At 62.6% G+C, this 24,106-nt stretch carries 27 protein-coding genes; 11 read left to right on the top strand and 16 right to left on the bottom strand.

Annotation, left to right across the window (positions count from 1 at the left end; genetic code table 11):
* Together VGO04_RS10570 and VGO04_RS10565 are read left to right on the top strand one after the other, a co-directional pair.
* The coding region (locus tag VGO04_RS10570) for a hypothetical protein (RefSeq protein ID WP_327495901.1) at window positions 1-205 on the top strand (205 nt) is incomplete at its 5' end.
* 114 nt (window positions 206-319) lie between these two features.
* Entirely contained in the window at window positions 320-1,003 is a 684-nt protein-coding gene (locus tag VGO04_RS10565; protein ID WP_327495900.1) for a glutathione S-transferase family protein, read from the top strand.
* 4 nt (window positions 1,004-1,007) lie between these two features.
* On the opposite strand, the gene VGO04_RS10560 is transcribed toward VGO04_RS10565, so the two are convergent.
* The 4 genes from VGO04_RS10560 to VGO04_RS10545 form a co-directional block, all read right to left on the bottom strand.
* Entirely contained in the window at window positions 1,008-1,670 is a 663-nt protein-coding gene (locus VGO04_RS10560) for a hypothetical protein (RefSeq protein WP_327495899.1), read from the bottom strand.
* Window positions 1,654-1,887: a hypothetical protein gene (locus tag VGO04_RS10555; protein WP_327495898.1), complete on the bottom strand. Its 234-nt coding sequence runs from the start codon at window positions 1,885-1,887 to the stop codon at window positions 1,654-1,656. Before VGO04_RS10555 ends, VGO04_RS10560 begins: the two co-directional genes overlap by 17 nt.
* Window positions 1,884-2,696 (bottom strand): hypothetical protein, encoded by an 813-nt coding sequence (locus tag VGO04_RS10550; RefSeq protein ID WP_327495897.1) that lies wholly within the window; start codon window positions 2,694-2,696, stop codon window positions 1,884-1,886. Before VGO04_RS10550 ends, VGO04_RS10555 begins: the two co-directional genes overlap by 4 nt.
* A 264-nt stretch (window positions 2,697-2,960) precedes the next feature.
* The gene (locus VGO04_RS10545; protein ID WP_327495896.1) at window positions 2,961-3,938 is read right to left on the bottom strand and encodes a SphA family protein; all 978 of its coding nucleotides are present in this window, start codon (window positions 3,936-3,938) and stop codon (window positions 2,961-2,963) included.
* 245 nt (window positions 3,939-4,183) lie between these two features.
* Here VGO04_RS10545 and VGO04_RS10540 point away from each other — a divergent pair, with 245 nt between their 5' ends.
* On the top strand, window positions 4,184-5,233 hold the full coding sequence (locus VGO04_RS10540; protein WP_327495895.1) for an aldo/keto reductase: 1,050 nt from the start codon (window positions 4,184-4,186) through the stop codon (window positions 5,231-5,233).
* A gap of 71 nt (window positions 5,234-5,304) precedes the next feature.
* Here VGO04_RS10540 and VGO04_RS10535 read toward each other — a convergent pair whose 3' ends face one another.
* Window positions 5,305-5,928, bottom strand: coding sequence for a hypothetical protein (locus VGO04_RS10535; protein WP_327495894.1), 624 nt, complete (start codon window positions 5,926-5,928; stop codon window positions 5,305-5,307).
* Between the two features lie 313 nt (window positions 5,929-6,241).
* On the opposite strand from VGO04_RS10535, the gene VGO04_RS10530 reads away from it, so the two are divergent.
* The 6 genes from VGO04_RS10530 (at window position 6,242) to VGO04_RS10505 (ending at window position 10,404) form a co-directional block, all read left to right on the top strand.
* Window positions 6,242-7,234 (top strand): carbon-nitrogen hydrolase family protein, encoded by a 993-nt coding sequence (locus tag VGO04_RS10530; RefSeq protein WP_327495893.1) that lies wholly within the window; start codon window positions 6,242-6,244, stop codon window positions 7,232-7,234.
* 310 nt (window positions 7,235-7,544) lie between these two features.
* The gene (locus VGO04_RS10525; RefSeq protein ID WP_327495892.1) at window positions 7,545-7,949 is read left to right on the top strand and encodes an antitoxin Xre-like helix-turn-helix domain-containing protein; all 405 of its coding nucleotides are present in this window, start codon (window positions 7,545-7,547) and stop codon (window positions 7,947-7,949) included.
* An 11-nt stretch (window positions 7,950-7,960) separates the two neighbouring features.
* Entirely contained in the window at window positions 7,961-8,650 is a 690-nt protein-coding gene (locus VGO04_RS10520) for an RES family NAD+ phosphorylase (RefSeq protein ID WP_327495891.1), read from the top strand.
* Between the two features lie 467 nt (window positions 8,651-9,117).
* Window positions 9,118-9,288 (top strand): hypothetical protein, encoded by a 171-nt coding sequence (locus VGO04_RS10515; RefSeq protein ID WP_327495890.1) that lies wholly within the window; start codon window positions 9,118-9,120, stop codon window positions 9,286-9,288.
* A gap of 149 nt (window positions 9,289-9,437) precedes the next feature.
* Window positions 9,438-9,839 carry a GFA family protein gene (locus tag VGO04_RS10510; protein ID WP_327495889.1) on the top strand — a complete coding sequence of 134 codons (402 nt, stop codon included), beginning with the start codon at window positions 9,438-9,440 and terminating at the stop codon, window positions 9,837-9,839.
* Between the two features lie 226 nt (window positions 9,840-10,065).
* Window positions 10,066-10,404, top strand: a complete 339-nt coding sequence (locus tag VGO04_RS10505; protein ID WP_327495888.1) for a hypothetical protein — start codon at window positions 10,066-10,068, stop codon at window positions 10,402-10,404.
* A gap of 109 nt (window positions 10,405-10,513) precedes the next feature.
* On the opposite strand, the gene VGO04_RS10500 is transcribed toward VGO04_RS10505, so the two are convergent.
* Window positions 10,514-11,299, bottom strand: coding sequence for an adenylate/guanylate cyclase domain-containing protein (locus VGO04_RS10500; protein ID WP_327495887.1), 786 nt, complete (start codon window positions 11,297-11,299; stop codon window positions 10,514-10,516).
* A gap of 277 nt (window positions 11,300-11,576) precedes the next feature.
* Here VGO04_RS10500 and VGO04_RS10495 point away from each other — a divergent pair, with 277 nt between their 5' ends.
* Complete coding sequence (locus VGO04_RS10495; protein WP_327495886.1) at window positions 11,577-13,007, top strand: hypothetical protein; 1,431 nt, start codon at window positions 11,577-11,579, stop codon at window positions 13,005-13,007.
* Between the two features lie 292 nt (window positions 13,008-13,299).
* On the opposite strand, the gene VGO04_RS10490 is transcribed toward VGO04_RS10495, so the two are convergent.
* The 9 genes from VGO04_RS10490 to napE all read right to left on the bottom strand — a co-directional run bounded on the left by VGO04_RS10490 (window position 13,300) and on the right by napE (window position 21,700).
* A complete protein-coding gene (locus VGO04_RS10490; protein ID WP_327495885.1) occupies window positions 13,300-14,739 on the bottom strand; it encodes a DUF1254 domain-containing protein in 1,440 nt (479 codons plus the stop codon).
* Window positions 14,740-14,920: 181 nt separating this feature from the next.
* Window positions 14,921-15,769: a hypothetical protein gene (locus VGO04_RS10485; RefSeq protein WP_327495884.1), complete on the bottom strand. Its 849-nt coding sequence runs from the start codon at window positions 15,767-15,769 to the stop codon at window positions 14,921-14,923.
* A 184-nt stretch (window positions 15,770-15,953) separates the two neighbouring features.
* Complete coding sequence (locus VGO04_RS10480) at window positions 15,954-16,376, bottom strand: YciI family protein (protein WP_327495883.1); 423 nt, start codon at window positions 16,374-16,376, stop codon at window positions 15,954-15,956.
* A gap of 639 nt (window positions 16,377-17,015) precedes the next feature.
* A complete protein-coding gene (locus VGO04_RS10475) occupies window positions 17,016-17,714 on the bottom strand; it encodes a NapC/NirT family cytochrome c (RefSeq protein ID WP_327495882.1) in 699 nt (232 codons plus the stop codon).
* Between the two features lie 4 nt (window positions 17,715-17,718).
* Window positions 17,719-18,255: a nitrate reductase cytochrome c-type subunit gene (locus tag VGO04_RS10470; protein ID WP_414650530.1), complete on the bottom strand. Its 537-nt coding sequence runs from the start codon at window positions 18,253-18,255 to the stop codon at window positions 17,719-17,721.
* Window positions 18,222-20,729 (bottom strand): periplasmic nitrate reductase subunit alpha, encoded by a 2,508-nt coding sequence (napA, locus tag VGO04_RS10465; protein WP_327495880.1) that lies wholly within the window; start codon window positions 20,727-20,729, stop codon window positions 18,222-18,224. Before napA ends, VGO04_RS10470 begins: the two co-directional genes overlap by 34 nt.
* Window positions 20,726-21,010: a chaperone NapD gene (locus VGO04_RS10460; protein ID WP_414650529.1), complete on the bottom strand. Its 285-nt coding sequence runs from the start codon at window positions 21,008-21,010 to the stop codon at window positions 20,726-20,728. The genes napA and VGO04_RS10460 overlap by 4 nt, the downstream gene beginning before the upstream one ends.
* Window positions 21,003-21,503, bottom strand: a complete 501-nt coding sequence (gene napF, locus VGO04_RS10455; RefSeq protein WP_327495879.1) for a ferredoxin-type protein NapF — start codon at window positions 21,501-21,503, stop codon at window positions 21,003-21,005. The genes VGO04_RS10460 and napF overlap by 8 nt, the downstream gene beginning before the upstream one ends.
* Before the next feature lie 8 nt (window positions 21,504-21,511).
* Window positions 21,512-21,700 (bottom strand): periplasmic nitrate reductase, NapE protein, encoded by a 189-nt coding sequence (napE, locus tag VGO04_RS10450; RefSeq protein WP_327495878.1) that lies wholly within the window; start codon window positions 21,698-21,700, stop codon window positions 21,512-21,514.
* 376 nt (window positions 21,701-22,076) lie between these two features.
* Between napE and VGO04_RS10445 the strand changes: the two genes are divergently transcribed.
* Complete coding sequence (locus VGO04_RS10445; protein WP_327495877.1) at window positions 22,077-22,451, top strand: DUF4180 domain-containing protein; 375 nt, start codon at window positions 22,077-22,079, stop codon at window positions 22,449-22,451.
* 59 nt (window positions 22,452-22,510) lie between these two features.
* Here VGO04_RS10445 and VGO04_RS10440 read toward each other — a convergent pair whose 3' ends face one another.
* The gene (locus VGO04_RS10440; protein ID WP_327495876.1) at window positions 22,511-23,953 is read right to left on the bottom strand and encodes an MFS transporter; all 1,443 of its coding nucleotides are present in this window, start codon (window positions 23,951-23,953) and stop codon (window positions 22,511-22,513) included.
* Between the last annotated feature and the right edge of the window lie 153 nt (window positions 23,954-24,106).

Here is a 24,106-nt window from a genome sequence, read left to right as displayed (position 1 = left end):
TGTCCACAAGCGTGGTTTTTCCGGTCTGCGAGGGCCCAAGTACCGTGAAGCAGCGCATCGGCAATCCTCCCCTGTCGCGATGACGACGGGCGCCGAGCGTTGCGACGCCCTCACTCCCTTTATTCTAGGGCAGCTTTTGCGGTTTCAAATGGCAATGGGCAAATTCATCGCGATCGCACCGCACCGCAGCCACCCATCCGCGTAGAAACTGATTGCAAAACAGCATCAGTTTTGCAATAAGCAATGCGAGAATTCCAGGAACCGAAGCGCCTCATGCGGCTCGATGATCCGCAGCGCGAAAGCATCGGAGATCGCCCTGATGTCGCTGACACTTTACCAGCATCCGCTCGCGTCCTTCTGCCACAAGGTGCTGGTCGCGCTCTACGAGAACGAAACGCCGTTCAAGAGCAGCCTCGTCGATCTTCTCGATCCAGCCGAGGCAGCCCGCTTTGCAGCACTCTGGCCAGTCGGCAAGATGCCGGTGCTCACCGACAGCGCCCGCGACGTGGTGATGCCCGAGACGTCTGTGATCATCGAGTATCTCGACCGCCACTATCCCGGCAAAGTGAAGCTCATTCCCGACGACGTGGATCAAGCGCTGAAGGTCAGGCTCTGGGACCGCTTCTTCGATCTCTATATCCACGTTCCGATGCAGAAGATCGTCACCGATACGCTGAGGCCATCGGGCGAAAACGACCATCGCGGCGTCGCGGACGCCCGCGCCAATCTGGCTGTCGCCTACGCCATGGCCGACGAACATTTCAAAACCCACCGCTTTGCCGCCGGCGACAGCTTCAGCCTTGCCGATTGCGCCGCCACGCCGGCGCTCTTCTACGCCGGCATCGTCGAACCCTTCGCTGAAAAACACCCGCATCTGGCGGCCTATTTCGAAAGCTTGCTGGAGCGCCCGTCCGTGCGCCGCGTGCTTGCCGAAGCGCGTCCCTATTTCCACATGTTCCCCTATCGGAACCTGATGCCCGAGCGCTTCGTCGTCGATTTGTGACGGCTCAGACGCTGCCCGCGGCTTCTTCGCCTCTCGCCTGCGTGCTCGCACTCTCGCTCTCGGTGTCGCCGTGGGTCGCCCGCACCGGCTCGATCACGTCGAGCACCCGGGCGAGTTCCCAGGCGGTTTGCAACTCGGTGCCGACGAGGCCGATGCTGACGTCGAACGCTTCCTGGCTCTCCCGTTCAAAAGGCATGGCGCGGGCGCCAATCTCCTTGGCAACCTCGAAAAGATCGCCGCGCAACGCTGCAATATCAACGTCCATGGCCTGCAGCGCGATATTGATCTTCCGTTGCAAGTATTGCCGAGGCCCCGCCTCGAACTCGGACCGCAGGCCGAGTATCGACAGGAAATCGATGAGGAAGACATAGCCGTCGTCGCCAAGATCGACGCGGGGATACCGTGGCAACAACTTCAGTATTTCCGCCAGACGCGGACGGAAGCAGAGAAAGATATCGATCCGGTTCGCCATATCGATGAGGTTGAACCAGCCCTCTTCGTCCAACGGGCCGATTTGATCGATGTAATGGTCGGCGCTGAAGACGCGCAGTCGATAGCGTGTCAGGAAAAGCGCCAGGCTGACGACGGAAGGCGACATCAGGCTGCCGCGCGCCCGATCCTGGCGTGCGAGGCTTAAGATGTCGCTGTCCTCAGGCCCTGAGTCCATGCCGCGTCTGCGGATATGGTAGAAGCGCCTGAGCTTGTAGGTCTGAAGATAGGTGAGCCAGGAGATGCGTGTTGGCCGGTTCCATATCCAGCGGTGTAGGAAAAAAGCAGCTCCCGATCACCGGCATGGAATAGAGCCGCAGGTCATCCCGGTCGAAGCAGTTCAAATCGAAGCCGTCAAAGGGATCGTGATCGGCACTGGCGGCAATCTCGCTCACCGCAGGCACTCCTCGATTTCCGAAATCACAAGGCGATTGCCTGCAGCCGTCTTGCAGATGTCGGTATGGTTGCGATGTGGAACGGTTCGATAATGCGGATCCTGCGCAAAATTCCTGGTTTCGACCGTGTTCTCATACTGCCCGAAATGGACCTTGGTCGCGACGAGACATTGTCGGCGCCGAAGCGAAAGCTGATTGAGCGTTTCGATCTCGATATCCGTGATGAATCTGCAATCCACCGGAAGATCTTCCAGGATGGGAACCCGTCGAAACAGGCCAACCTTGAGTGCGGCCATGATGCTGCCCGAGGCGATCGCCGCATTGACATTGCTAAGCGTGTTCGACCCTTTGTGTGCCGGCGCAAAGAGCAATAGCTGCAGGCGATCGGTATAGGGGTTGTTGTCGGCCGCCAGCCGCGCGGCCGCCTGCCTGATCAGCGCGCCGCCCAGCGAGTGGGCAACCACCAGAACGCGCTCGTAGGCAAATGGCGCGCGCTTCGCGCGGGCGTAATAAAGATAGCGGTTGGAGAAACTGGCGGGATCCGCAAGAAATTCCTCGAGGAACTGGTAGATCAGGCCGCTCATCGGACCGGCACGGCTTGAGAGACTGTCATAGCCCAGAAACACGATGTCCGCGTCGCCAAACAGCCCCTCCCGCCGGATGTTGGCAGAAATATCGTGCCAGGTTGCCACGGCCGCCCCCGTGAAGCCGTGAAGAAACACAACCAAGTTTCGCGGCGGGTCCACGCACCAGCAAGCGCAGCTGCCGACGCCGAAGTCGATCCGGCCGAGGCAATAGTGATTGCTCATGCCACCCTCCCCACGCTGCACACGGGCGGAAGTATACAGGAGCGGCAAGCGGCGAGCGACGCACCAATTGTAAGTAGAAATCTCTCGCGGGTCTGAGGCATAAGGCGTCCGCCGGAGTGTCCCGGAAGACGCGCGCTACAGACACATGAGATTCGGTTTAGTCAGCCCGGATCGCAACACGCGATCAAAGCCCTGTCAGATCACCCACGTCAGGCGGAAACCGTTCCGTACTTTTCCTGGAATTGCCTGGACGCTGGCCCCCGCCTACTTCACCGGCGCCGGCGGAGTGCCGATCGGGAAGGCGATGGTGACGAAGCCGGCGGTGCCTTCCGGGCGGTTCTTGGCGGCAAATTCCTGGAAGACCTTCAAGGTCAGCGACACAGGCGTTTCGGCCACCTTGAAATTGTAGCCGAGCGTGCCGCCGACGGCGGCGATGCGGCCCTTGAAGTCGCCGAGCCTTGCGCCCGAGCCGCTGTCGCCCGTCACCTGCTGGTAGAAGTAGCCGGCGAGGCCTGCGGAAAATTGCGGGCTGAAATGCTGGGTCACGGCCCATTCCGCGTGGAATTCCGTACCCGTGCGATAGTTCGTCGCCGGGTTCTCGCCGTTGAAGGTAAAGCCCGCAGCACCCGAAAGGTCGAAGCCGGTTTCCGGGTTGAACCAGGTGCCGGCAAAGGTCAGGTCGCCTGCCCAGCGGTTGAACGAGAGGTTGGCAAGCTCGCCCTTCTGGTAGTCGCCGATCGGCACGTTGACGCTGGCATTCGCCGTCCAGTGAAAATCGCCCTGATGCCAGCCGAGCGAGGCGCCGAGCACCGGGTCGCCGATGGTGAAGATCGAGTCGCTGGCAGACGCCGAACGGCCGGCACGCGGGGCGGAAAGCGTCGCGTCGACATTGGGCCCGCCAAAGGGCACGATCGCGCTCAAACCGAGATTGCCGCCCAGTATCTCCTCCGGCAGGACCCAGAGGCCGGTGCCGAAGACGCCGACCAGGTTCGCCTTGACGTCGCCGACTATCTCGCCACCAAGCGGAAGCTGCTTGTTGCCCTTGAGCTCGCCGACGTAGAAATAGTTGTCGTTCTGAAAGTAAGTTCCGGGCGGGGCAAGCAGGCCGGCGAGCGGGCCGCGGGCACCGAGCAGATAGAAGCCCGCGCCGTTCTCGGCGGCCTCGGCCACCGACGGCGCGATTGCCAATGTCAGGCCGGCGGCAACAGCCGACGCTAAAGCCAGGCTTTTGGCGTGGTTCATGACAGTGATTCCCCTCATCTCTCGGCCGTGACGATACCATTTCGCCGTGTGTGAGCCAGCCCTAAGAAAACGGGAGGTCACTTTTGGGTTCCGCCGAAAGCCGTCGGCGCGCAACTTGCGTCCGCGGCCTTGCAGCCGCCCTCAGCGCCGCTACCTTACGCCCAACGCCTCGCCCCGCGAGGGCAAGGGCGCTTCAGGGGCACTTCGCCCCGTCTGGCGACATCGACCAGCAAAGGAGCCTGACCATGGAATATCGGCTGCTCGGCCGCTCCGGCCTGAAAATCTCCACGATCACCATGGGCACGATGACGATCGGCGGCGGCGGCAAGTTCGCCGAGGTCGGCAATGTCGGTCTTGCCGACGCCCGCCGCTATGTCGATCTCTGCCTCGATGCCGGCGTCAACCTGATCGACACGGCCGACATCTACTCGACCGGCGCCTGCGAGGAGATCATCGGCGAGGTGCTCGGAGGCACGCGCAAGAACGGCGTGCTGGTCGCGACCAAAGCGCGCTTCAACATGGGCCCTGGACCGAACGACGGCGGCCTGTCGCGCTACCATCTGATCGCCGCCTGCGAGGCAAGCTTGAAGCGGCTGAAGACCGACGTCATCGATCTCTACCAGGTGCACGAATGGGACGGGCTGACACCGCTCGAAGAAACGATGGAGGCGCTCGACAGCCTCGTGCGCGCCGGTAAGATCCGCTATATCGGCTGCTCCAACTATTCCGGCTGGCACATCATGAAGGCGCTCGGCATCAGCGCGCTTGACGGCCGGCAGCGCTTCGTCAGCGAGCAGATCCACTACACGCTCGAAGCCCGCGAAGCCGAATACGAGCTTCTGCCGATCGCGATCGACCAGGGGCTCGGCGTTCTCGTCTGGAGCCCGCTTGCCGGCGGCCTGCTTTCGGGCAAGCACCGGCGCAACGAGACGCCTGACGGCACCCGCCAGCTCGCAGGCTGGAAAGAGCCGCCGATCCGCGACGAGGAGCGGCTGTGGAAGATCGTCGACATGCTGGTGGCGATAGCAAGTGAACGCGGCGTTTCGCCGGCGCAAGTGGCGCTGGCCTGGCTGATCGGCCGCAAGGGCGTGACCTCCGTCATCATCGGCGGCCGCACGCAAGCGCAATTTACAGACAACCTTGCCGCCGCCAGCCTGAAGCTCTCCGACGAGGAAAAGGAACTGCTCGACGCCGTCAGCCTGCCGCCGGTCATCTACCCCTACTGGCATCAGCTCTGGAGCGCCAAGGACCGGCTCGGCGAGGCGGATCTGTCGCTGCTCGCGCCGCATGTGTGAAGCGACATCCGCCAAGCGCCACCGGACGGAGCGTCGAAACGCCCCTCGCGCTCACCTGAACGCGCGGCGCCCTACTTTACGGCGAAGCAGTAGAACAGCCCCTCGCCGCCCGTGCCCTTGAAGGCCTCGACCGTGCAGCCGCCGCGGGTCGCATGCGAGGCGTTCCAGGATTTGGCTTCGGCGGAATCGTTCAGTCCCGTGCGGTCGCTATGGCCGACGATCGCCGCGCCGTCTGCGCCACCCATCGTCCAGTTGCCGCAGGTCTCCGCCGCCGCAGTGCCATCGGCCTTGGAGCCCGTCAGGATGTCGTGGCGGTTGGGCGTGTCGCCGCGCCCGTTGATCACTTCGCCCTTTTCGTTGAGCGCCGTCTGCTTGGTCAGGTTGTTCTTGTCGCTGTGGAGCGATGCCACGTCATCGGCGATCTTCTCGCCCTTGGCGTTGTACCATGGCCCGGCGCCGATCCGGTCCTTGGCGTTTTCCGCATCCGTCGAAAGATAGGCTTTCCAGCTCTTGCCCGACGATCCCGCCGCCTTGGCGAGCGTGTCGCAATAGGCGTCCGCGCCGGCAAGGCCGCCGAGATCGCCGCCCTTGCCGGGGTTAACGCTGGTGACGAAGAAACTCATGCTGGTGTCCTGCGCAGTCGCCGTGCCGGAACAGGCCAGGGCGAATGCGATCGCTGCAAGTGCGCGCTTCATGGCTCTTACTCCCATCAACAAGCCCGAAAGCCTATCGACGGTTGTCGCCCGAGTAAAATCGAATTGGCGTGATGGGCAAGGCTCTTGCCGGTCGCAGCACCTCGCCCCACCCGAGCGCCGCGATTGACGAATCGCAACCGATTGGACAGGCTCCCATTCCGGCGTGACCCCGCGCCCAACCTCCCACGGCCTTCCCCAGCAGGGTCTTAGAATGGAGGCAAAGGGACTTTTCGTCTCGGGTCGCTTGTCCTGGTCCGATCATCTCGGGCGTGGTTGCTGGGGAACGTGCGTCCGGGACGTGAAAGGCCTGACAATGACGCAAAACCGAAACTTCAAGCGCCGTGTCCGCGCGCGCGCCGCTAAAACCGGCGAATCCTATAGCGCAGCCCTCCGACATTTCCGTCAGCCGCCGCCGGCGCCGCTTGACGCCCGAACGCTGCGCATTGCCGTCGCCCAGACCGCGCTGTTCACCGATCCGCGCGACGTATCCACCCTTCGCGCCGCGGGTGCGGAGATGCGGGTGCTGATGCGGCAGGCTCGGGACGCCGGCGCGCGGCTCCTGCATTTCCCCGAGGGCGCCACATGCGCGCCCAACAAGCGCATCATGTCGGAGATCGGCCCCGCAGAAGTCGGCCCGTCCGACTGGACCCGGTTCGAATGGGCGGTTCTGCGCGAGGAGCTGGACGCGAGCATAAGGCTTGCGGGCGAGCTGCGTCTCTGGACTGTCTTCGGCTCGGTTCATCGGCTGACCTCGCCAAACCGCCCGCACAACAGCCTCTACGTCGTCTCGGATCGCGGGGAACTGGTGACGCGCTACGACGAGCGCATGCTCTCCAACACCAAGATCTCGTTCATGTACACACCGGGCAAGAGCCCTGTCACCTTCGACGTCGACGGCATCCGCTTCGGCTGCGCGCTTGGCATGGAGACCCACTATCCGGAACTCTTCACCGAATACGAGCGCCTCGACGCCGACTGCGTGCTGTTCTCAACCACCGGCGAAACGCCGTCCGCGGCACCACCCTTCGCCGCAGAGATTTTGGGACACGCTGCAAGCAACAGCTTTTGGGTCAGCTACGCGGCACACGCGCCGCAGAGCGTGATCGCGCCGTCGGGCATCGCCGCCCCGGGCGGTCAGTGGGCCGCGCTCTGCCCGACGGACGGCTCCCCCGCCATTGCCATCGCCGATATCCGGATCGAACCGGGCAACCTTGCACGTCCCTGGCGCCGCAAGGCGCGCGGCGATCTCTACGCGCCGCATCAGGTGGACGGCGATCCAAGGAGCGAAAGCCGCAACAGCTTTTGAGGCTTGTCCCTCGGGGCGCGCACCGTCGACGAGAAGCCCCTCATCCCCCTGCCGGGACCTTCTCCCCGTAGTCACGGGGAGAAGGAGACGTGTGGCACGCGCGGCTCATCCCGGCTACCGCCAGCGTATGGCGAAAGTTGCGGGCGGGCGCGGCAACTCTCCTTCTCCCCGTCTTGACGGGGAGAAGGTCCCGGCAGGGGGATGAGGGGCCGCTTCTCCTCACTCCGTGCACCGCACCCCCCTTGACTTCCCGCCCAACATCGCCATTTCATATCATATGATACACAACGGCAGTTCATAGGAGACGGCAATGACCAACGCCCAACCGGCTTTTGCTCCCGATCGCGCCGCCGCCCGGCATGAGGAAGCGGTGATCGTCAAGGCTGTGGTGAAGGCCTGCGACCTCTGGAACCTGACGAACAGGGAAGCAGCCCAGCTCTTCGACGTGCCGATCGCCACCTGGAATCGGATGAAGGCCGGCGACTTCAAGGGCCGGCTCGACCAGGACAAGCGCATGCGCGCGAGCCTGATCGTTGGCATCTTCAAGGGGTTGCGGCTGTTCTTCAACGGGCCGCTCACCTATCAATGGCCAAAGGCGGTCAATTCGGGCCCGCTGTTTTACGGTCGCGCGCCGGTCGAGCTGATGATCGAGGGCGGCATTCCGGTGATGTTGAAGGTGCGGCGTTACCTCGACGGCCTGCGCGGCGGCCTGTGATCGCCCGGCCCATGCTTCCCGAAATCGACTTCAACGAGCCGGCGACCGTCAGGCTGATCTCCACCGCCTACATCAACGAGCCCGCGGTCAAGCCGCTTGCGGACGACGATGACGAGATCGAGATCCTCAACCGGCTGGAGGCGATGACCTCGGCGCGGCTGAGCCCTCTCGCCCTTCCCTCAGGCGTCGATCCGGCCGAGCTGTTGAACGCATCCTACGGCTATGGCTGGTCGATGATCAACGCCGCCTTCTGCCACGCGCGCCCGCCCGGCAACCGCTTCAACGGCGAGGAGCGCGGCGCCTGGTACTGCGCCTTCGGGCCGCGCGCGCTTCAGACCTGCGAGGCGGAGATCGTCTATCACCGCACCCGGGCGCTGCGAGAAGCCGGCAGCTTCCACGACATCGGCCGCTACCGAGAACTGATCGCCGGTTTTACCTGCCGCTTCCACGATGCGCGCGGCGAAACGGGTGCCGCCTATCTCGACCCGGACACGGCCACCGCCTATCCCGCCGGCCAGGCGCTTGCCGCCATGATCCTTGCCGAGGGTGGCAACGGCCTGATCTATCCCTCCGCGCGCGATCCCCTCGGCGAATGCCTCGCCGTCTTCCGCCCGGCCGTTATCCAGAACATCCGCCAGGGCCGCACCATCACCTTCCAATGGGAAGGCGATCCCGAGCCGCGCATCCTCGACGAGGATTGATATGGGCCGTCTGCCCTTAAATTTTTGCTCCATCAAAGCGCGCGCAATGTTGTCGCAATCCGCCCGTCGGAGAAGGACGCACCTTCCCGAGAGACGCATCCGTCGGCTTGGGTCCGACGAACCGGAAACGACTTCAGAACCAGTCTTATATTGACGCCTTTGCCCGGCCGAATGCGGCCACAACGCTTGCCGTTACCCTCTCTGCCCTCTCTCCTTGCCCCGGAGAGAGGGAACGCGGCGAGCGCCCGGCTCCGCTACCATCCGGCTCCTTCCGCCCGCCCAGCGACAGGAGCCATGCCCGAACGCAAGGATGTGGACGCCGAGAGCGCCGCAAGGTCCCTTCTTCCCGCCCCCGCGGGGAGAAGGGACCTGTGAGGTCGAATGCGAGGCTGGGCAAGGAAAAGGTGGTGCGGATCGATCGATCCGAGACAGCCCGCGGCCGCGCGCGCAAGAAAAGGAAATCGGCAATGAGCAATCTGTCCGAAATGGACTTCCGGGAACTGCATCGGATCGGATGGGACCTCTGGGATCCCGTTCATTTTCGCTCGACGACACGGCCCGCCAATCGGGCGCGGCACGGGCTTCCTGATCAGACGCGCCAATTGAAGACCTCGCTGCTCGAGCCGCAAGACGACTGAGCCTCAGATCGGCTCGCGCCTGTCAAACCCGTGGGCCGCTTCCGGCGTCTGCGTCCGGGAAACGAGACAGCAAACCCTCAGGAACCGGTTGCGTTCAGCAAGCGTTGGTGCACTATCGCGCTCCCGCATCAACCGGAGGATTTCCACCCATGCTCAAGGGCTCATGCCACTGCGGCGGCGCAAACTGGACGCTTGAGGGCGACCCCGGCAGGATCGTCGTGTGCAACTGCACGATGTGCCGGCGGCACGGGGCGCTCTGGGCCTACGATTACGAAGGCGAACGCATCACGCTCACCGGCAAGACTGCGTCCTATATCCGCGCCGACGAGGCGGAGCCCACGCTCGAGATCCGCTTTTGCCCGACCTGTGCCGGTGTTCTCGCCTGGCGCAGCCTTGAGATCGACGACAAGGGCCGCCGGCGCATGGCCGTCAACTTGAGACACACGGCACCCGAGCTGGTCGCCGACCTGCCCGTCAATCGCTTCGATGGCTTCGACACGTTTGAAGACCTGCCCTCCGATGGCAAATGCGCGCGCGACCTCTGGTTCTGAAGCGTTTCGCGCAGCGGTTCTGTGATAACGACAGGCGAGAAATCAACGGCTTAAAGCGCAAGGCGCGAAGCCGGAAGATCGCGGCCCGGCTTTGATCAGTCGGGAAACGGCGTAGCGTGACGCTGCCGCAACAGACGAACCCGACACTGGATCAACGCACGATTTCATGGAAAGCTGAGAAAAAATCAGCCGGGAGCGATCGTTCGCTCCAAGAACGGGAACGGCCATGCAAAATCTGATCCGCACAATCGCACCACTCGCAGCCCTGCTCAGCCTATCGGCCTGCTCGGGAACGTCGGCATCGTCGACGCCGCCACGGCCCTCGACGTCAGAGGCGACGGCGGCGGCACTGCGCGGCGGAAACCCGCCCGATGAACGCGCCTGCGAACAGGCCGTCGCCAAGCAGACCAACAACCCCGACGTCGTGACCCTGAGCTCGGACATGTCTCAGGCCAATAGCGCGGTGATCATCGGGGTCGGCCCCGAGCGCGCCAAATGGCGCTGCCTCGTCTCCGGCGGCAAGGTTGCCGAGGTGACCTCGGTTGCCGATGAGGGTGCGCTGTAGCCGGCAAACGGCGCGGCGAAGCTCAACCGCGTTTCACTGGAGCAATTCCAGGAAAAATGTAGAACGGTTTTCCGTCCGGAATCGCGTAATAGCAGAGAATTAGATCATTTCACTGTTTCGACGAAACAATGAAATGATCGAGCACCCTCGCCTCCACCGGCTGCTCGATGCCCTTGAGCGTCAGCAGCCGTGTTGTCGCATCCGCCGCCAATGCGCCTGCCTGCATGGCCGTCTCCGGCGAAAGCAGGATCTCGCCGGCTTCGGCCTGGGATTCAAGCCGCGACGCGAGGTTGACGGTGCCGCCGATCGCGGTGAAGTCGCTGCGGAAGCTCGAGAACTCGCCGATCTCGACATCGCCGGAGTGGATGCCGACACCGACGCCCAGCGGTTGCCCACCCAGCCAGTCAAGATCCAGGCTGCCAAGTGCGTCCGCGCAGAGCCGCTGGATGTCGAGCGCCGCCCGGATCGCCGCTTCCGCGTGATCCTTCCTGACGATCGGAAAATTGAAGATGGCCATCAGCCCGTCGCCCATCGTCTTGTTGACGATGCCGTCATGCGCCCAGATGCCTTCCGCACAGCGGTCCTGAAACAGGCTGACGATTTGGCTGAGCCTCACCCGCTCGATCCGCTCGGACAGATGGGTGAAGCCGCGGATGTCGGCGAAGAGGATGGTCGCGCTTGCCGCAACGTGACTCTGCTTCTTCACGTAACGGAAGGAGCGCTCGCAGATCGTGCAGATGTTGGGGTTCATCTTGCTGCGGGTAATGCCGAAGGCCCGAAACGGCAGCGCCAGGGGCCCGCGGATCGGGATCGGCACATGCATCTGGTCCCAGCACCCGCGGCAGATGCGGGCATCGCCGCGATGAGCAAGTCCGGTGATCGAGGCTGCTGTCATAGTCTGGCATGGCCCGGTTGGTGAAGCAGAGCTTCCGACAATTATCGCGTTTTAGCAACGACTAGAATGGTCAGGGAGCCAGACCAGAGTCGTTGTTGGCAGTAGCGCCCGCTAGCAGAGCAACAAACATGTGCAGGTGCCCGCCTTCCTCGGAGACGTGCGGGGATCCCCAAATCCAGCCCCCTTGTTAACTTCACTTTCAGAGCGCAAGCGCGTGTACTTCTGATTGATTTTGGCGCTATGCCACCCTACATTGCATCAACATCGTGAGGACTTAATGAGATTCTTTTCTGTATTTGGGGGCAATCTTTCACAAGCAGAGTTAGATTTCGTGGACGTTGATGTAACCACGGACAATAAACTCTATTTAGACCCCTACGCCATTCAGATTCGAGACGATGAATGGTCTGCGAGTTGCGGCGATCATATTCGCTCTTTTTTCAATGAAGTACTCGATGCCTTGCGCGCCGAAAATACTGGCAGGGCGGAGCATCTTCTAGGAAATTTGCATGAGCCAAACGAGACCTTTCTAGGGCAATCCTCTGGCCTTCCGAGCGGAAGAGGAGTTGGACGGGGAAAAGCCAATGACCTGGCGCGAGCTCTTCGGCAAAGCCGAGCTTTCAGCACTGGGTTACTCTCAGACATCTCAGAGGCAGAATTGTTCATCAATGGCGTTGGACCGGATACAATCTCGGACCTGACCACGAACATTCTACGCGGAAAGCTCGCAACCTATACGAAAAATCAGTGCGACCTTCTCGGTGTTCCCACGCAGCGGGTCGGAAGTCTTGGGCCACACTGGTCAATCGACCGATTGGATTGGCAAGCAGAATATTACGACCTGCCGATTGCGAACGGAATGCCAGTCCTGCTTGTACCGAAATTCTCGGTCCGGCGAGCGCTTTCACTAAACAGCCAAGAATTTTGGAACCACCACATGATCGCGTTTCTTCGGCAAGAATATTTGGACAGCCGAAGCGCATTGGTGCAGACATTCAAAGATGGAACACCCTATGTCACGAAGAAATCTGTCAAAGAGCGTCATCCCTTCGTCAAGGATGAACTGGCCACATTCGTGCAACAGCATCCCGAAGTATTGGAAGCATATAAGCGCCTAAAGGGCGCGAAAGGGCCGCTTAGATCAAGAGATTTTGAAGAGGACTTCGACGAAACAGCCTTCGCCCGCGCGCTAATTGACCGCCTTTCGCAAGTTGCCAGTGGCAACGCCAGCGCGGGCGAATATCATCGTATAGCGATGGGTATATGCACGTTTCTTTTCTACCCGCAGCTAATTTGCCCAGTGAAAGAGCGCGAAATTCATGAGGGTAGAAAGCGGATCGACATCAAATTTACGACATCCGGCGAGAGTGGATTCTTCCTTCGGATGCTACAGGCGCCGCAAACGCGCGCCATCAGCGTGATGATCGAATGCAAGAACTATACGAAAGACGTTGCAAATCCCGAGTTCGATCAGTTGACCTCAAGGTTCGGACATCAACGGGGATTCTTTGGCATCATGGTATGTCGCAGGCTCGAAAACAGAGCGCGAATAATTGCTGCCTGCCGTGATGCAGCAAACGATGGTCGAGGCTACATGCTCGTCCTCGAGGATGCCGATTTAGAGCGGATGCTGGAGTTCGTCGAGGCGGCTCGCCGTTCGCAGATAAACGCCTTCCTGCAGGAACGATACGATGAGATTACTCATTGACCAGTTGATCCCCGATCCATCAGCGATTTTACTCGCACTCCAGAGGCTATCCGAATGATGCAAGTCTCGGATGCCCGCTATCCTACGAGCCTAATTCTTACACCTCTTTAGGCTAGCCAAGCAGAGCGTGTTCTCGCCAGTTCTAGTACGGGATACCGGCCGGAGGACCAAATACAGGAGCCACCCCGAAAGTGGATGTGCCACGACCCACTTTTACCCCTTGGTAAACTTCTTCAGCAGCCGCTCATGTTGGCCGGTACCCGCCACCTCCCGGTTAGCGTGGATCGCTTGCCTACCCCGTCCTCTTGGCCGGCGGGATGCTCCACGAGCCGTCGAGAACCGACGGCGGGCTGTCGTCGGGCCAATAGAGCCGCATCATCAGGATGAACTTGCCCTTGGGTGCCGGCAGCCAGTTGCTTTCCTTGTCCTTGCCGGGCGATTCATTCTGGATGTAGATCTCGGTCGCACCGTCCGGGTTTTCCTTAAGGCCTACCCGGGCGCTGATCGAATAGCGGTTGAGCGGATTGTCGACGAAGAAATAGTTCTCGTCGTACATGGTGATCGACCAGAAGCCGCGCACCGGTGGCAATTGCCCCTTGGGGAAGGTGACGACGTATGTGTTGGCGCCGTTGTAGGCGCGCGAGACCAGGCCGTCCTTGGTCCTCAGCGACGTCGGATAGATCGCATCCTGCGGACGGTTGGCGCCAAGCCCGATCGCCGTGACCAGCGCACGCTGCAGATAGTTGGTGCCGTAGATGCCGGTCTTGGTGGTAAAGCCCCAGCCGTTGACGTTCTGCACGTCGCCATCGCTGAACTTGAAGTGCAGCATGATACGATGGAACGCCATGGGGGGAATGCGTGAGACGAAGGCCGCATCGAGCTTGTTCTTGTCGAAATCCTTGCCGGGCACGATGCCGATCTCGGCAAATTTGGCCACCGCCTCGCCATCCGCCGCCGTCGGCGGATTGGTCTTCATCAGCTCGCAAAGCAGCGTGAAATATTCGACCGCGTCCATGCGGTTGACCTGCTCGCGCACCGCCGTCTTCATGTCCATCGACGGATCGACCTTGCCGGCCGGCGCCGTCCAGTCCTTGCCATAGGCGCTGAGCGGACAAAGCTTGCACTCATCCTGCAGCGCATGCACCGCCGCATAATCCTCCGGCGTGCCATCGCAATAGATGCGCCCGAGGATCCAGACGATGCTGGTTGACGATTTGTATTCGGTGACACCGTCCGGGAGGCTGCCCTCCCAGCCCGGACCCGTGATCGCGTAGGCCTGCGCCCCTCCGCCGGTCGTCCGCTTGCCCGGGACCTGGAACACCGTCGTCCAGCCGTCGAGCATCGGAAACAGGAAGAAGCGATCCTTCATGTCGGGGATCGACAGCACCCACGGTTCCTTGCCCACATCGACGAAGGCGGTCGTATAGAGCGTATCGGCATTGGGCGCCGTGACGTCCTTGAAGGACGCGTTCGGGTATTGCCTGAGCTTGATGATGTGGCCCATCGGCCCCTTGCTGCCTTCGGGCTGCGCGACATTGGTGACGACCCGCCGGGTCATTTCCGTGGTCACCAGCGGATAGCCGTAGATATAGGCCTCCACCGCGAGCCAGAAATCGTCGGCAGCCTCGACCGGGTCGAAAAGTGGCGATTCCAGCGCATTCGCGGGTAAAAACGAAGCTGACGCCAGCAGGCCAGCGCCTCCCAAAGCGACGGCACGACGTGTAAGATCCATGTTCGCCTCCCTCTTGCTCTCTTGGCGCCGGGAGGTTAGCACACGCTAATAAACGCCACCAGACATTGTGGCGGCTGAACTTCACGTTGAAAAGAAAGTCGCCGCCCCGCCGTGCCAACCCTTGCGGCCGCCCCGATATGCGGGGCAGCACGGGATGGCTTACGACTGCCGGGCTTTCAGGTCAGAACGACAGGCGGTTGCTGGACCAGACCGGGCCGAGGCGCTCTTCTTCCTTCAGCGTCGCGGAACCGTAGGAGAAGCGCAGGCCGCCGAAAATGGTGCTCGTGTCGCCGGAGACCGAGGCGCTCAAGCCCGACAGCTCCTCGTTGGTGTATTTGTAGCCGGCAAAGAGCGTGACGGGCACGGTCTCCAGCCGGTAGTTCGCCGTCAGCTTCAGGCTGCGCAGATCGTAGTCGATGTCGTCCTCGCTGATGCGATGGAGAGAGCCATCGACGTCGAAGCGCAGATTGTCGGTCGCGTAGATGCGGGCGCCGAGCGAACCCATGTAGTGGTTGGCGTCGATGTCGTCGAAGTCCTGCACGGTCGCCTGGCCATAGCCGACCGCACCATGCAGCGTCCAGGTATCGAGGAAATAGGCCGCTTCGGCACCGCCCATGTAATCGTTGAGGTCGACGCCAATGCCCGGATCGAGGCGTGCCGCCTGCACAAAGAGACCCGCGGCATAGAGATCGTTGCGATAGTAACCGTGCAGCGCGCCGTCATAGCTGTTCGTATCGGCATCCTCGTAAGAAGCGCGCGTATAGCCGAGATCGACCTGCAGGTTCATGCCCGCGCCGGCATTGAAGTTTACAGCCCCGCGCAGGTCCCATGCGTCCGTATCGATATCGCCGGGTGTATCGACGCCGGCGGCGTAGGAACCCTCGATATAGCCGGTGATGCCGCCCGATGCCTGCTCCACCGGCACCTCATAGGCGTCCTGCGGCCCAACCAGCGGACCGTCGATATCGGCCGCCGCCGCCAGTTGCACACTTGAAAGAAGAAAAATGACGAAACCGCTCGCCCTGACCATTGCCCCACTCCGGTTAAAGCCCCTGAAAAGAGGTAACCAAACATGGTTAATACAATCACTACGGGAAATACTTGAGGCGGATCGCCGACGACAGCATCGTCGCATTTTTCCCTCTCCCCGCGTGGCAGGGAGAGGGATCGGGTGATGGGCAAGCCCACCCTTAAACGTCTAGGGATTGATGTCCTTACTGGTTGGCGATCTTCTCGCGCAGCTGCTCGTCCCGGGCGGCGATTTCCGGCGTCAAGGCGTCGCCGAAATCGGCGGCCTCGAAGACCGGACGGATTTCGATTTCGCTCGGGCCCGGCATCGGGTTCGGGCAACGCTTCACCCAGGCGATTGCCTCGTCCATGTCCTTGACGGTCCAGATCCAGAAGCCGGCGACCAGTTCCTTGGTCTCGGCAAACGGGCCGTCGATGACCATGCGATTTGCCCCGTCAAAGGCGACGCGGGCGCCGCGCGACGAAGGATGCAGCCCCTCGCCCGCCTGCATGATGCCGGCATTGACCAGTTCCTCGTTGTACTTGCCCATGGCTTCCAGAAGCTCGGTCGAAGGCATCTTGCCCGCTTCGCTGTCCTCGGTCGCCTTTACAAAAACCACTACGCGCATTGTCCATTCTCCTCTGTCACACCGGTCCCGGTCCTCGTGACCTCTGGGGGTGCCGGCGTGGTGAAACCCAAATAGGTAGAGCAGGTTGCGGGCAAAAGACCCACGCGGATTTTTTTCCTATCCCGCTCTGGTGACGGAAGCCAGATTGGCTTGCCTGTCTAAATGACGAACGGGAAAAGGCGGTGCCGACAGCACTGTCGAATATTTTCTGAAAAAATTTTGGCGCGGGGAAATGAAGAGAGAAGAGCGCTGCTCGACGAGGCCATCGCCGCAGATCCGAATATGCGCCGATGGCTCAAAGCCTCCAACCCACATCCCTCATCTGGCGGCTTGGCACGAGGCCAGCCCCACCCTCGTCTCTGTGCTCGTCACAGAGATCCAGCAGCCGTGCGTCGGCACGGCGGGAAGTCCGGTCTTGGCACGTCGCCTCCTGGAAACCAGGCCCCTCGCGCCGCGGACGCGACGCGGCTGGATTCCTGTGACAAGCACAGGAATAAGGGACGCATTGTTGGCGCCTGCACAGCCCGTCGCTTGCTTGGCCCTTTGGCGAAATGGAGGCTCTGTTGGCCTCACACTGCCCTAGGACCGCGCCGGCATAGCCCTGGAGAATTCAATGCGGCTCAGGCGGGGCCGACGCGTCTACTGCGCCTGCATATGCAGATCCGCCATCGCCTGCCGGAGATCGTCGATCGGCGTCTGGCCCGCCATCTTCTTGCCCTCCAGCTCCGGCGGCATCTTCCAGCCGGGGTCGATGCCTTCCATGTTGGGCAGCTCGTGGGCGATGCCCTTGTGGCAGTCGATGCAGGTCGCCTTGCCGGAAAGGAGATATCGCGTGTGGATCTCGGCCGCGCGCTGCGTCTGCTTCTGCAGGTCCATGGCGACGGAGGAATGGCAGTTGCGGCATTCCAGGCTGTCATTGGCCTTCATGCGCGCCCACTCGTGCTGGGCCAGCTCCAGGCGCTTTGCGAGGAATTTCGGCCGGGTGTTGATCGTGCCGAAGATCTTGCCCCAGACCTCCTTCGACGCCTGCATCTTGCGGGCGATCTTGTCGGTCCACTGGTGCGGCACGTGGCAGTCCGGGCAACTGGCGCGCACGCCCGAGCGGTTGGAGAAGTGGATGGTGCGCGTCAGCTCCTGGAAGACGTTGTCGTGCATCTCGTGACAGGAGGTGCAGAACTTCTCGGTATTGGTGATCTCGAGCGCCGTGTTGAAGGCGCCCCAGAACATCACGCCGCCGATGAAACCGCCGAGCGTGAGGAAGCCAAGGCCGAGCGTGCCGGCCGGCGTCGTCATGATGCCCCAGGCCCAAAGGATGATTTTCCTGATCCAGGCGATCATGTCGTCACTCGCTTCCGGCCGGCTTGAAGCCCAATTCGCTCATATCCTTGAAATTGCTCGGCACCAGCGGGCTGGTGTCCGCCTGCGGCACATGGCAGGCCGTGCAGAAATAGCGCCGCGGCGAAACGTCGGCGATCATCTGCCCGTCGCGCGTCATGTAATGGGTGACGCTGATCATCGGCGCGCCGGAATCCTGGGTGAATTCGCGCTTGTGGCAGGACAGGCAACGGTTGGCGTTGACCGAAAGCTCGTAGCCCTCGATCGAATGCGGGATCACCGGCGGCTGGTCGGGATAGGCGCGCATCTTGCGCTTGTCGTCGACCACCCACTTCGGCAGCGGTGCGGCCGCCCCCGTCGCCATCTGCGGCGTCGGGCCTTCGAGCTGCGGCACCAGCTTTTCGGCAACTTGAGCAACCGCAGCCGTGGTGACGAACACCAGGAGGCCGGCGGCAACAGCCATCCATGCGGGGCGCTTCAGGAAGCTTCCTTTAAAGCTGCGCAAACGCTCTAGAGCGTAACGGGAACGATCTTGACCGCGCATTTTTTGAAATCCGTCTGTTTGGAGATGGGATCGGTGGCGTCGAGCGTAACCTTGTTGATGAGCTGGCTGGCGTCGAACCAGGGAACGAAGATGACGCCCGGCGGCATGCGGTTGCGGCCGCGGATGTCGACGCGCGAGCGGATTTCGCCGCGGCGCGAGACGATGCGCACTTCCATGCCCTGGTTGATGCCGCGCTTGCGGGCGTCTTCGGCATTCATGAAGACGCGGGCGCCCGGAAACGCCTTGTAGAGTTCCGGCACCCGCATGGTCATCGAGCCCGAATGCCAATGTTCGAGCACCCGGCCGGTGACCAGCCAGGTGTCGTATTCCTCGTCGGGAGACTCGGCCGGCGGCTCGTAGGGCACGGCGAGGATCACCGCCTTGCCGTCCTTGTTGCCGTAGAACTTCACGCCCTCGCCCGCCTTCACATAGGGGTCGAAGCCCTCGCGGTAGCGCCAGCGTGTCTCCTGGCCGTTGACGACGGGCCAGCGCAGCCCCCGCACTTCGTGGTAGGTGTCATAGGGTGCGAGATCATGGCCGTGGCCGCGGCCGAATTCGGCATATTCCTCGAACATTCCCTTCTGAATATAGAAGCCGAACTCCTTGGCTTCATTGTTGTCGTATTCGGCGCTGACGTCGGTCAGCGGATAGCGATCGACCTCGCCATTCTTGAAGAGAACGTCGAACAAGGTCTTGCCGCGATATTCGGGGCTCGCGTCGAGGATTTCCTTCGGCCACACCTCGTCGGTGAGGAAGCGCTTGGAAAACTCCACCATCTGCCAGAGGTCGGAGCGCGCCTCTCCGGGCGCCTGCACCAGCTGGTGCCAGACGTGGGTGCGTCGCTCGGCATTGCCGTAGGCACCTTCCTTCTCCACCCACATGGCGGCCGGCAGGATCAGGTCGGCGCTCATCGCCGTGATCGTCGGATAGGCATCGGAGACGACGATGAAATTGTCCGGGTTGCGGTAGCCTTGCCAGGTCTCGTTGGCGGTGTTCGGTCCCGCCTGGACATTGTTGTTGACCTGCACCCAGTAGAAATTGAGCTTGCCGTCCTTCAGCATCCGGTCCTGCTGCACGGCGTGATATCCGGGCTTTTCCGGGATGATGCCATGCGGAATGCGCCAGATCTCCTCGGCATGCTTGCGGTGCTCGGGATTGGTCACCACCATGTCGGCCGGCAGCCGGTGCGCAAAGGTCCCGACCTCGCGCGCGGTGCCGCAGGCGGAAGGCTGGCCGGTCAAGGAGAACGGGCTGTTGCCGGGCTCGGAGATCTTGCCGGTCAGAAGGTGCAGGTTATAGACCATCTGGTTGGCCCACACCCCGCGCACATGCTGGTTGAAGCCCATGGTCCAGAGCGACATGACCTTGCGCTTCGGGTCGGCATAGAGCTCGGCCAGTTGCTCCAGGAATTCCGGCTCCACGCCGGTCATCTCGACGGTCTTCTCCAGCGTGTACTCGGAAACGAATTCCTTGAACGCCGCGAAATCCATCGGCTCGGTCTTGCCCGGATCCTTCGAATTGGCGGCGTTGACCTCGACAGGATTGTCGGGACGGAGACCATAGCCGATGTCGGTGACCCCTCGGGCAAACTTCGTGTGTTTGTTGACGAAGTCCTCGTTGACGCGGTTGGTCTCAATGATGTGGTTGGCGATGTAATTGAGGATGACGAGGTCGGTGCCCGGCTTGAAGACGACGGGGATGTCGGCGAGATCCATGCTGCGATGGGTGAAGGTCGAAAGCACCGCGACGCGCACATGCGGCTGGCCGAGACGCCGGTCGGCAACGCGGGTCCACAGGATCGGGTGCATCTCCGCCATGTTCGAGCCCCAGAGCACGAAGGCGTCGGCGTTCTCGAAATCGTCGTAGCAGCCCATCGGCTCGTCCATGCCGAAGGTGCGCATGAAGGCGACGGCAGCCGACGCCATGCAGTGGCGGGCATTGGGGTCGAGATTGTTGGAGCGGAAGCCCGCCCGCATCAGCTTGGTCGCGGCATAGCCCTCGAAGATCGTCCATTGGCCGGAGCCGAACATGCCGACGGCCGTCGGCCCCTTCTCCTTCAGCACCTTCTTTGCCTGCTCGGCCATCACGTTGAAGGCCTCGTCCCAACTGACGGGCTCAAACTCGCCGTCCTTGGCATAGGCGCCGCCGCGCTTGCGCAGGAGCGGTGTCTTCAGCCGGTCCGCGCCATACATGATCTTGGAGAGGAAATAGCCCTTGATGCAGTTGAGGCCGCGGTTGACCTCGGCCTGCATGTCGCCGTGGGTGGCGACCACCTGGCCTTCCTTCACGCCCACCATCACGCCGCAGCCCGTGCCGCAGAAGCGGCACGGCGCCTTGGACCATTTGATCTCCAGCGCGTTGACACCGCCCGGCACCGGCTGTGCGGCCGCAGGTAGCGCTATGCCGGCCGTCGCGGCGGCGATGCCGGCCGCGTGGGCCTTCAGAATGTCACGCCGCGTCAGTTGTCCGCTCATGGCTCCTGCCCTTCCTCTTCCATTTCGACATGCTCGAAAACCATGTTGGCCGAGATCACCCCGTCGATGAGCGAGATCTGGGTCAGGCAGTCGCCGAGCGCACCCGTACTTCTGCCCTCGATGACGACGACGATCTTGCCGCCGCCGTGGCCGTGGACTTCGACGTTGTCCATTGCGGCAAGCGTCGCGAGCACGGCCTCGGTGCTCTTCGGCATCGTGGCGACCACGGCGCTCGAGATATGATAGCGCTGGCGCGCCTTCGCCCTTGCGGCCTCAGACATGGGCGACCTCCCTGTCGAACGCCCTCACCGCGATCGCGCTGACGGGACAGACCGAGAGGCAGGCGCCGCAGCCGCTGCATCTGGCGTCGTCGATTTCAGGCAGGAACGGCCCGCCGATTACGGGGCGAAAACGGATCGCCTGCTCGGGACAGCTTTCGCCGCAGGACTGGCAGGCGACGTGGCGGCGCGCGAGACACGTATCGGTGACGGCGGCGACATGGGGAAAACGCCTGACATCCTTCGCCTCGAACACCGGCTCGGGACAGGCCTCCGCACAGGCGCCGCAAAAGGTGCATTCGCCGCGCGCAAAATCGACGATGGGAAAGCCGCCCTCAAGACGGATGATGCCGGTGGGACATCGCTCGACGCACGCGCCGCAGCCGGTGCAGGCCTCAAGGCTCGCCTCGCAAACGCCGGGCGGCCGAACAGGCACGGGCTTTGCGGCAGCGCGGCCGGTAAAGAGTTCACGACGGGAAAGCGGTGCGGCATCCATGGCGCGCCTCAATGTCCCGGAGGGCCTGGCGGGCCGAAGATGATCTGCAGCATCCAGACGAGGAAGCCATAGCCGCCGACCACGCCAACGGCGACGATCGGCCAGATGCCGAAGGCCAGCACCAGAAACGTGAGAAGCTCCGCACGCCTTGAACGCGGCGGCTTTTCGATCGGCTGCTGCTGAACGAGCCCGGACATTTCAGCGTCCCCCAACACAATCTGAGGTAAGATGCGCCACCCAAAGTAAAAATCAATCCCGAGACGGCATCATGACAAGAACTCACCCCGTCGCAGAGTAAGTGCAGAGAAGGCGCGGGCATTGATCTAGATCAAACCACAATATTCTAACGGGATAATCGCGAGTAATCGCCGAACATCACATGGAATAACTTTCGCTTCGCGTTCAACTTTTACGACGTTATATTTATAGAAATATATCGAAAGCGGGCCGGCCCTGCCTAAACGGGACCTCCGACAGATCGCGCCGACATCGCAAAGGCCGCACTCGCCGCGTGACAGCGCCTGTCACGCGCAGCTCTTGCAACCCAGGGCTTTGCCGCCTACGTCTTGGCGCATGACACAGCTGATCAAAATCGGAAACACACTCGTCCTCACGTCCGCGAAGGCTGGCCGGCTTCTGGCAGCACCCGGCGACGCCAATGATTTTCTCGGTGATGCCTGGGCGCACGAGGCCGACATGCTGGCGATCCCGGTCGAACGGCTCGGCCCCGATTTCCTCGATCTTTCGACCCGTGTTGCCGGCGAAGTGTTCCAGAAATTCGTCAACTATCACATGCGTTGCGCGATCGTCGGCGACATCCAGGAAAAGCTTGATGGCAGCAAGGCGCTGACCGACTTCGTGCGCGAGACGAACAAGGGCAACGCCATCTGGTTCGTCCCGGACTTCGATACGCTGCGCTTCCGCCTGGAGCGCACGGCCGCGGCGTGAGGCTTCCCCGGTGCGGCACCGGCGAAACGGTGCCGCTTCCCCGTGGTTCTGACGCCCGGTCAGGGCGCGTTTCGCAAGCGCACGCGCGCTCTGCCCAGCACACGGCTGCCGGCCGCAACCCCGAGCGCAAGCAAGGTCAGCAGGCCGGCGACCACGAATGTCGCCTGCATGCCTGATGTCACCGCCTGCGGCGTGGCGCCGGCGATATCCGGTGCGGCCACCGCAAAGGCAAAGACCGCGCCCATCACCGACGCGCCGGTGACGAGGCCGAGATTGCGCGAAAGGTTCAACAGGCCGGAAACGACGCCGCGCCGGTCCGCCGCCACATCCGCCATGACGGCGGTGTTGTTGGCGGCCTGGAACAACTGATAGCCGGGCGTCAGCATCGCAATTGCCACGATATAGCCCACCACGCCGGCGATGCCGGGCAGCAGCGCCAGCGCGAAGCAACCGGCAACCATCGCCACGAGCCCCACTGCCACGACCGACGGCGCACCGAGGCGATCGACGATCCAGCCGGCGACCACCCCGCCGAAAGCCGAGATGACAGGGCCGATCGACATGACGAGACCGACCATTGCCGCGTCGAGGCCAGCCCCGCGCGAAAGATAGAACGGCCCCACCACCAGCGTCGCCATCATGACTGTCGAGACCAGCGCGTTGGTCGAAAGGCCGGCGCTTAAGACCAGGTCACGAAACATCGAAAGCCGGATCAGGGGCGAGGCAACCCTGGTCTCGACAAGCAAGAACAGCCCGACGCCGAAGGCAGCAGCGGCCAGAAGCCCGACATTGGCAATGCCGAAGCGGCCGTGCCCTGCCGTCATCGCCAGCGCATAGGCCCCGAGCGACAACGCCAGCAGCAAGGTACCGGGCACGTCGAAGCGAGCGCGCCCCCTGCCCCCGGCCTTGCCGTCGGCCGGCAGGTGGCGGCGCGCCAGAAAGAACGCGACCAGCCCGAGCGGCACGTTGACGAGGAAGATCGCGCGCCAGCCAGGCCCGGCCACCAGCGCGCCGCCGAGCGAAGGCCCGAGCGCCGTGCCGATTGCCGACATCGTACCCAGCAATCCCATGGCGCTGCCGGTTCTTTCCTTCGGAACCGTCTCGCCGACAAAGGCCATGGTGAGCGCCATCATCATCGCCGCGCCGAGGCCCTGCACGGCGCGAGCGGCAATCAGCCACGCAAAACCCGGCGTCAGCCCCGCAACGACAGAGGCGGCGGTGAACAGCACGATGCCGCCGAGAAGCAGCCGCCTCCGGCCGAAGATATCGCCGAGCCGGCCGACGCTGACGATCAGCGTGGTGACGGCGAGCAGATAGGCAAGCACCACCCATTGCACCGCCTGGAACGAGACGCCGAAGGCATCCGCCAGCGCCGGCAGGGCCACATTGGCGCTGCTGGTGCCGAGCGAGGACAGGAGCATCGAAAGCGACAGGCTGATGAGCACGAAGCGGATGGGAGGCGCAGACGATGCGGGCGCAAGGGTCGTGTCTGCCGAGTTCATCGCTCACCTCCCGCGCGTGACAGGCGCGTGGGCTCAACGATGGCGCGGCGCGGCCCGGCGAGCAGAACCGTATCGAAGCAAGGGGGTTGCGTGCCGCGGGTTCGTCTGTGCGAAGGCCTTTTCAGCTTCCGCCGGATCGTTAGCGATGGGGAA

Origin of the sequence: Ensifer sp. (assembly GCF_035999185.1) — a bacterium.
GTDB lineage: Bacteria > Pseudomonadota > Alphaproteobacteria > Rhizobiales > Rhizobiaceae > Ensifer.
This window is presented reverse-complemented; position numbering and strand designations above follow the sequence as displayed.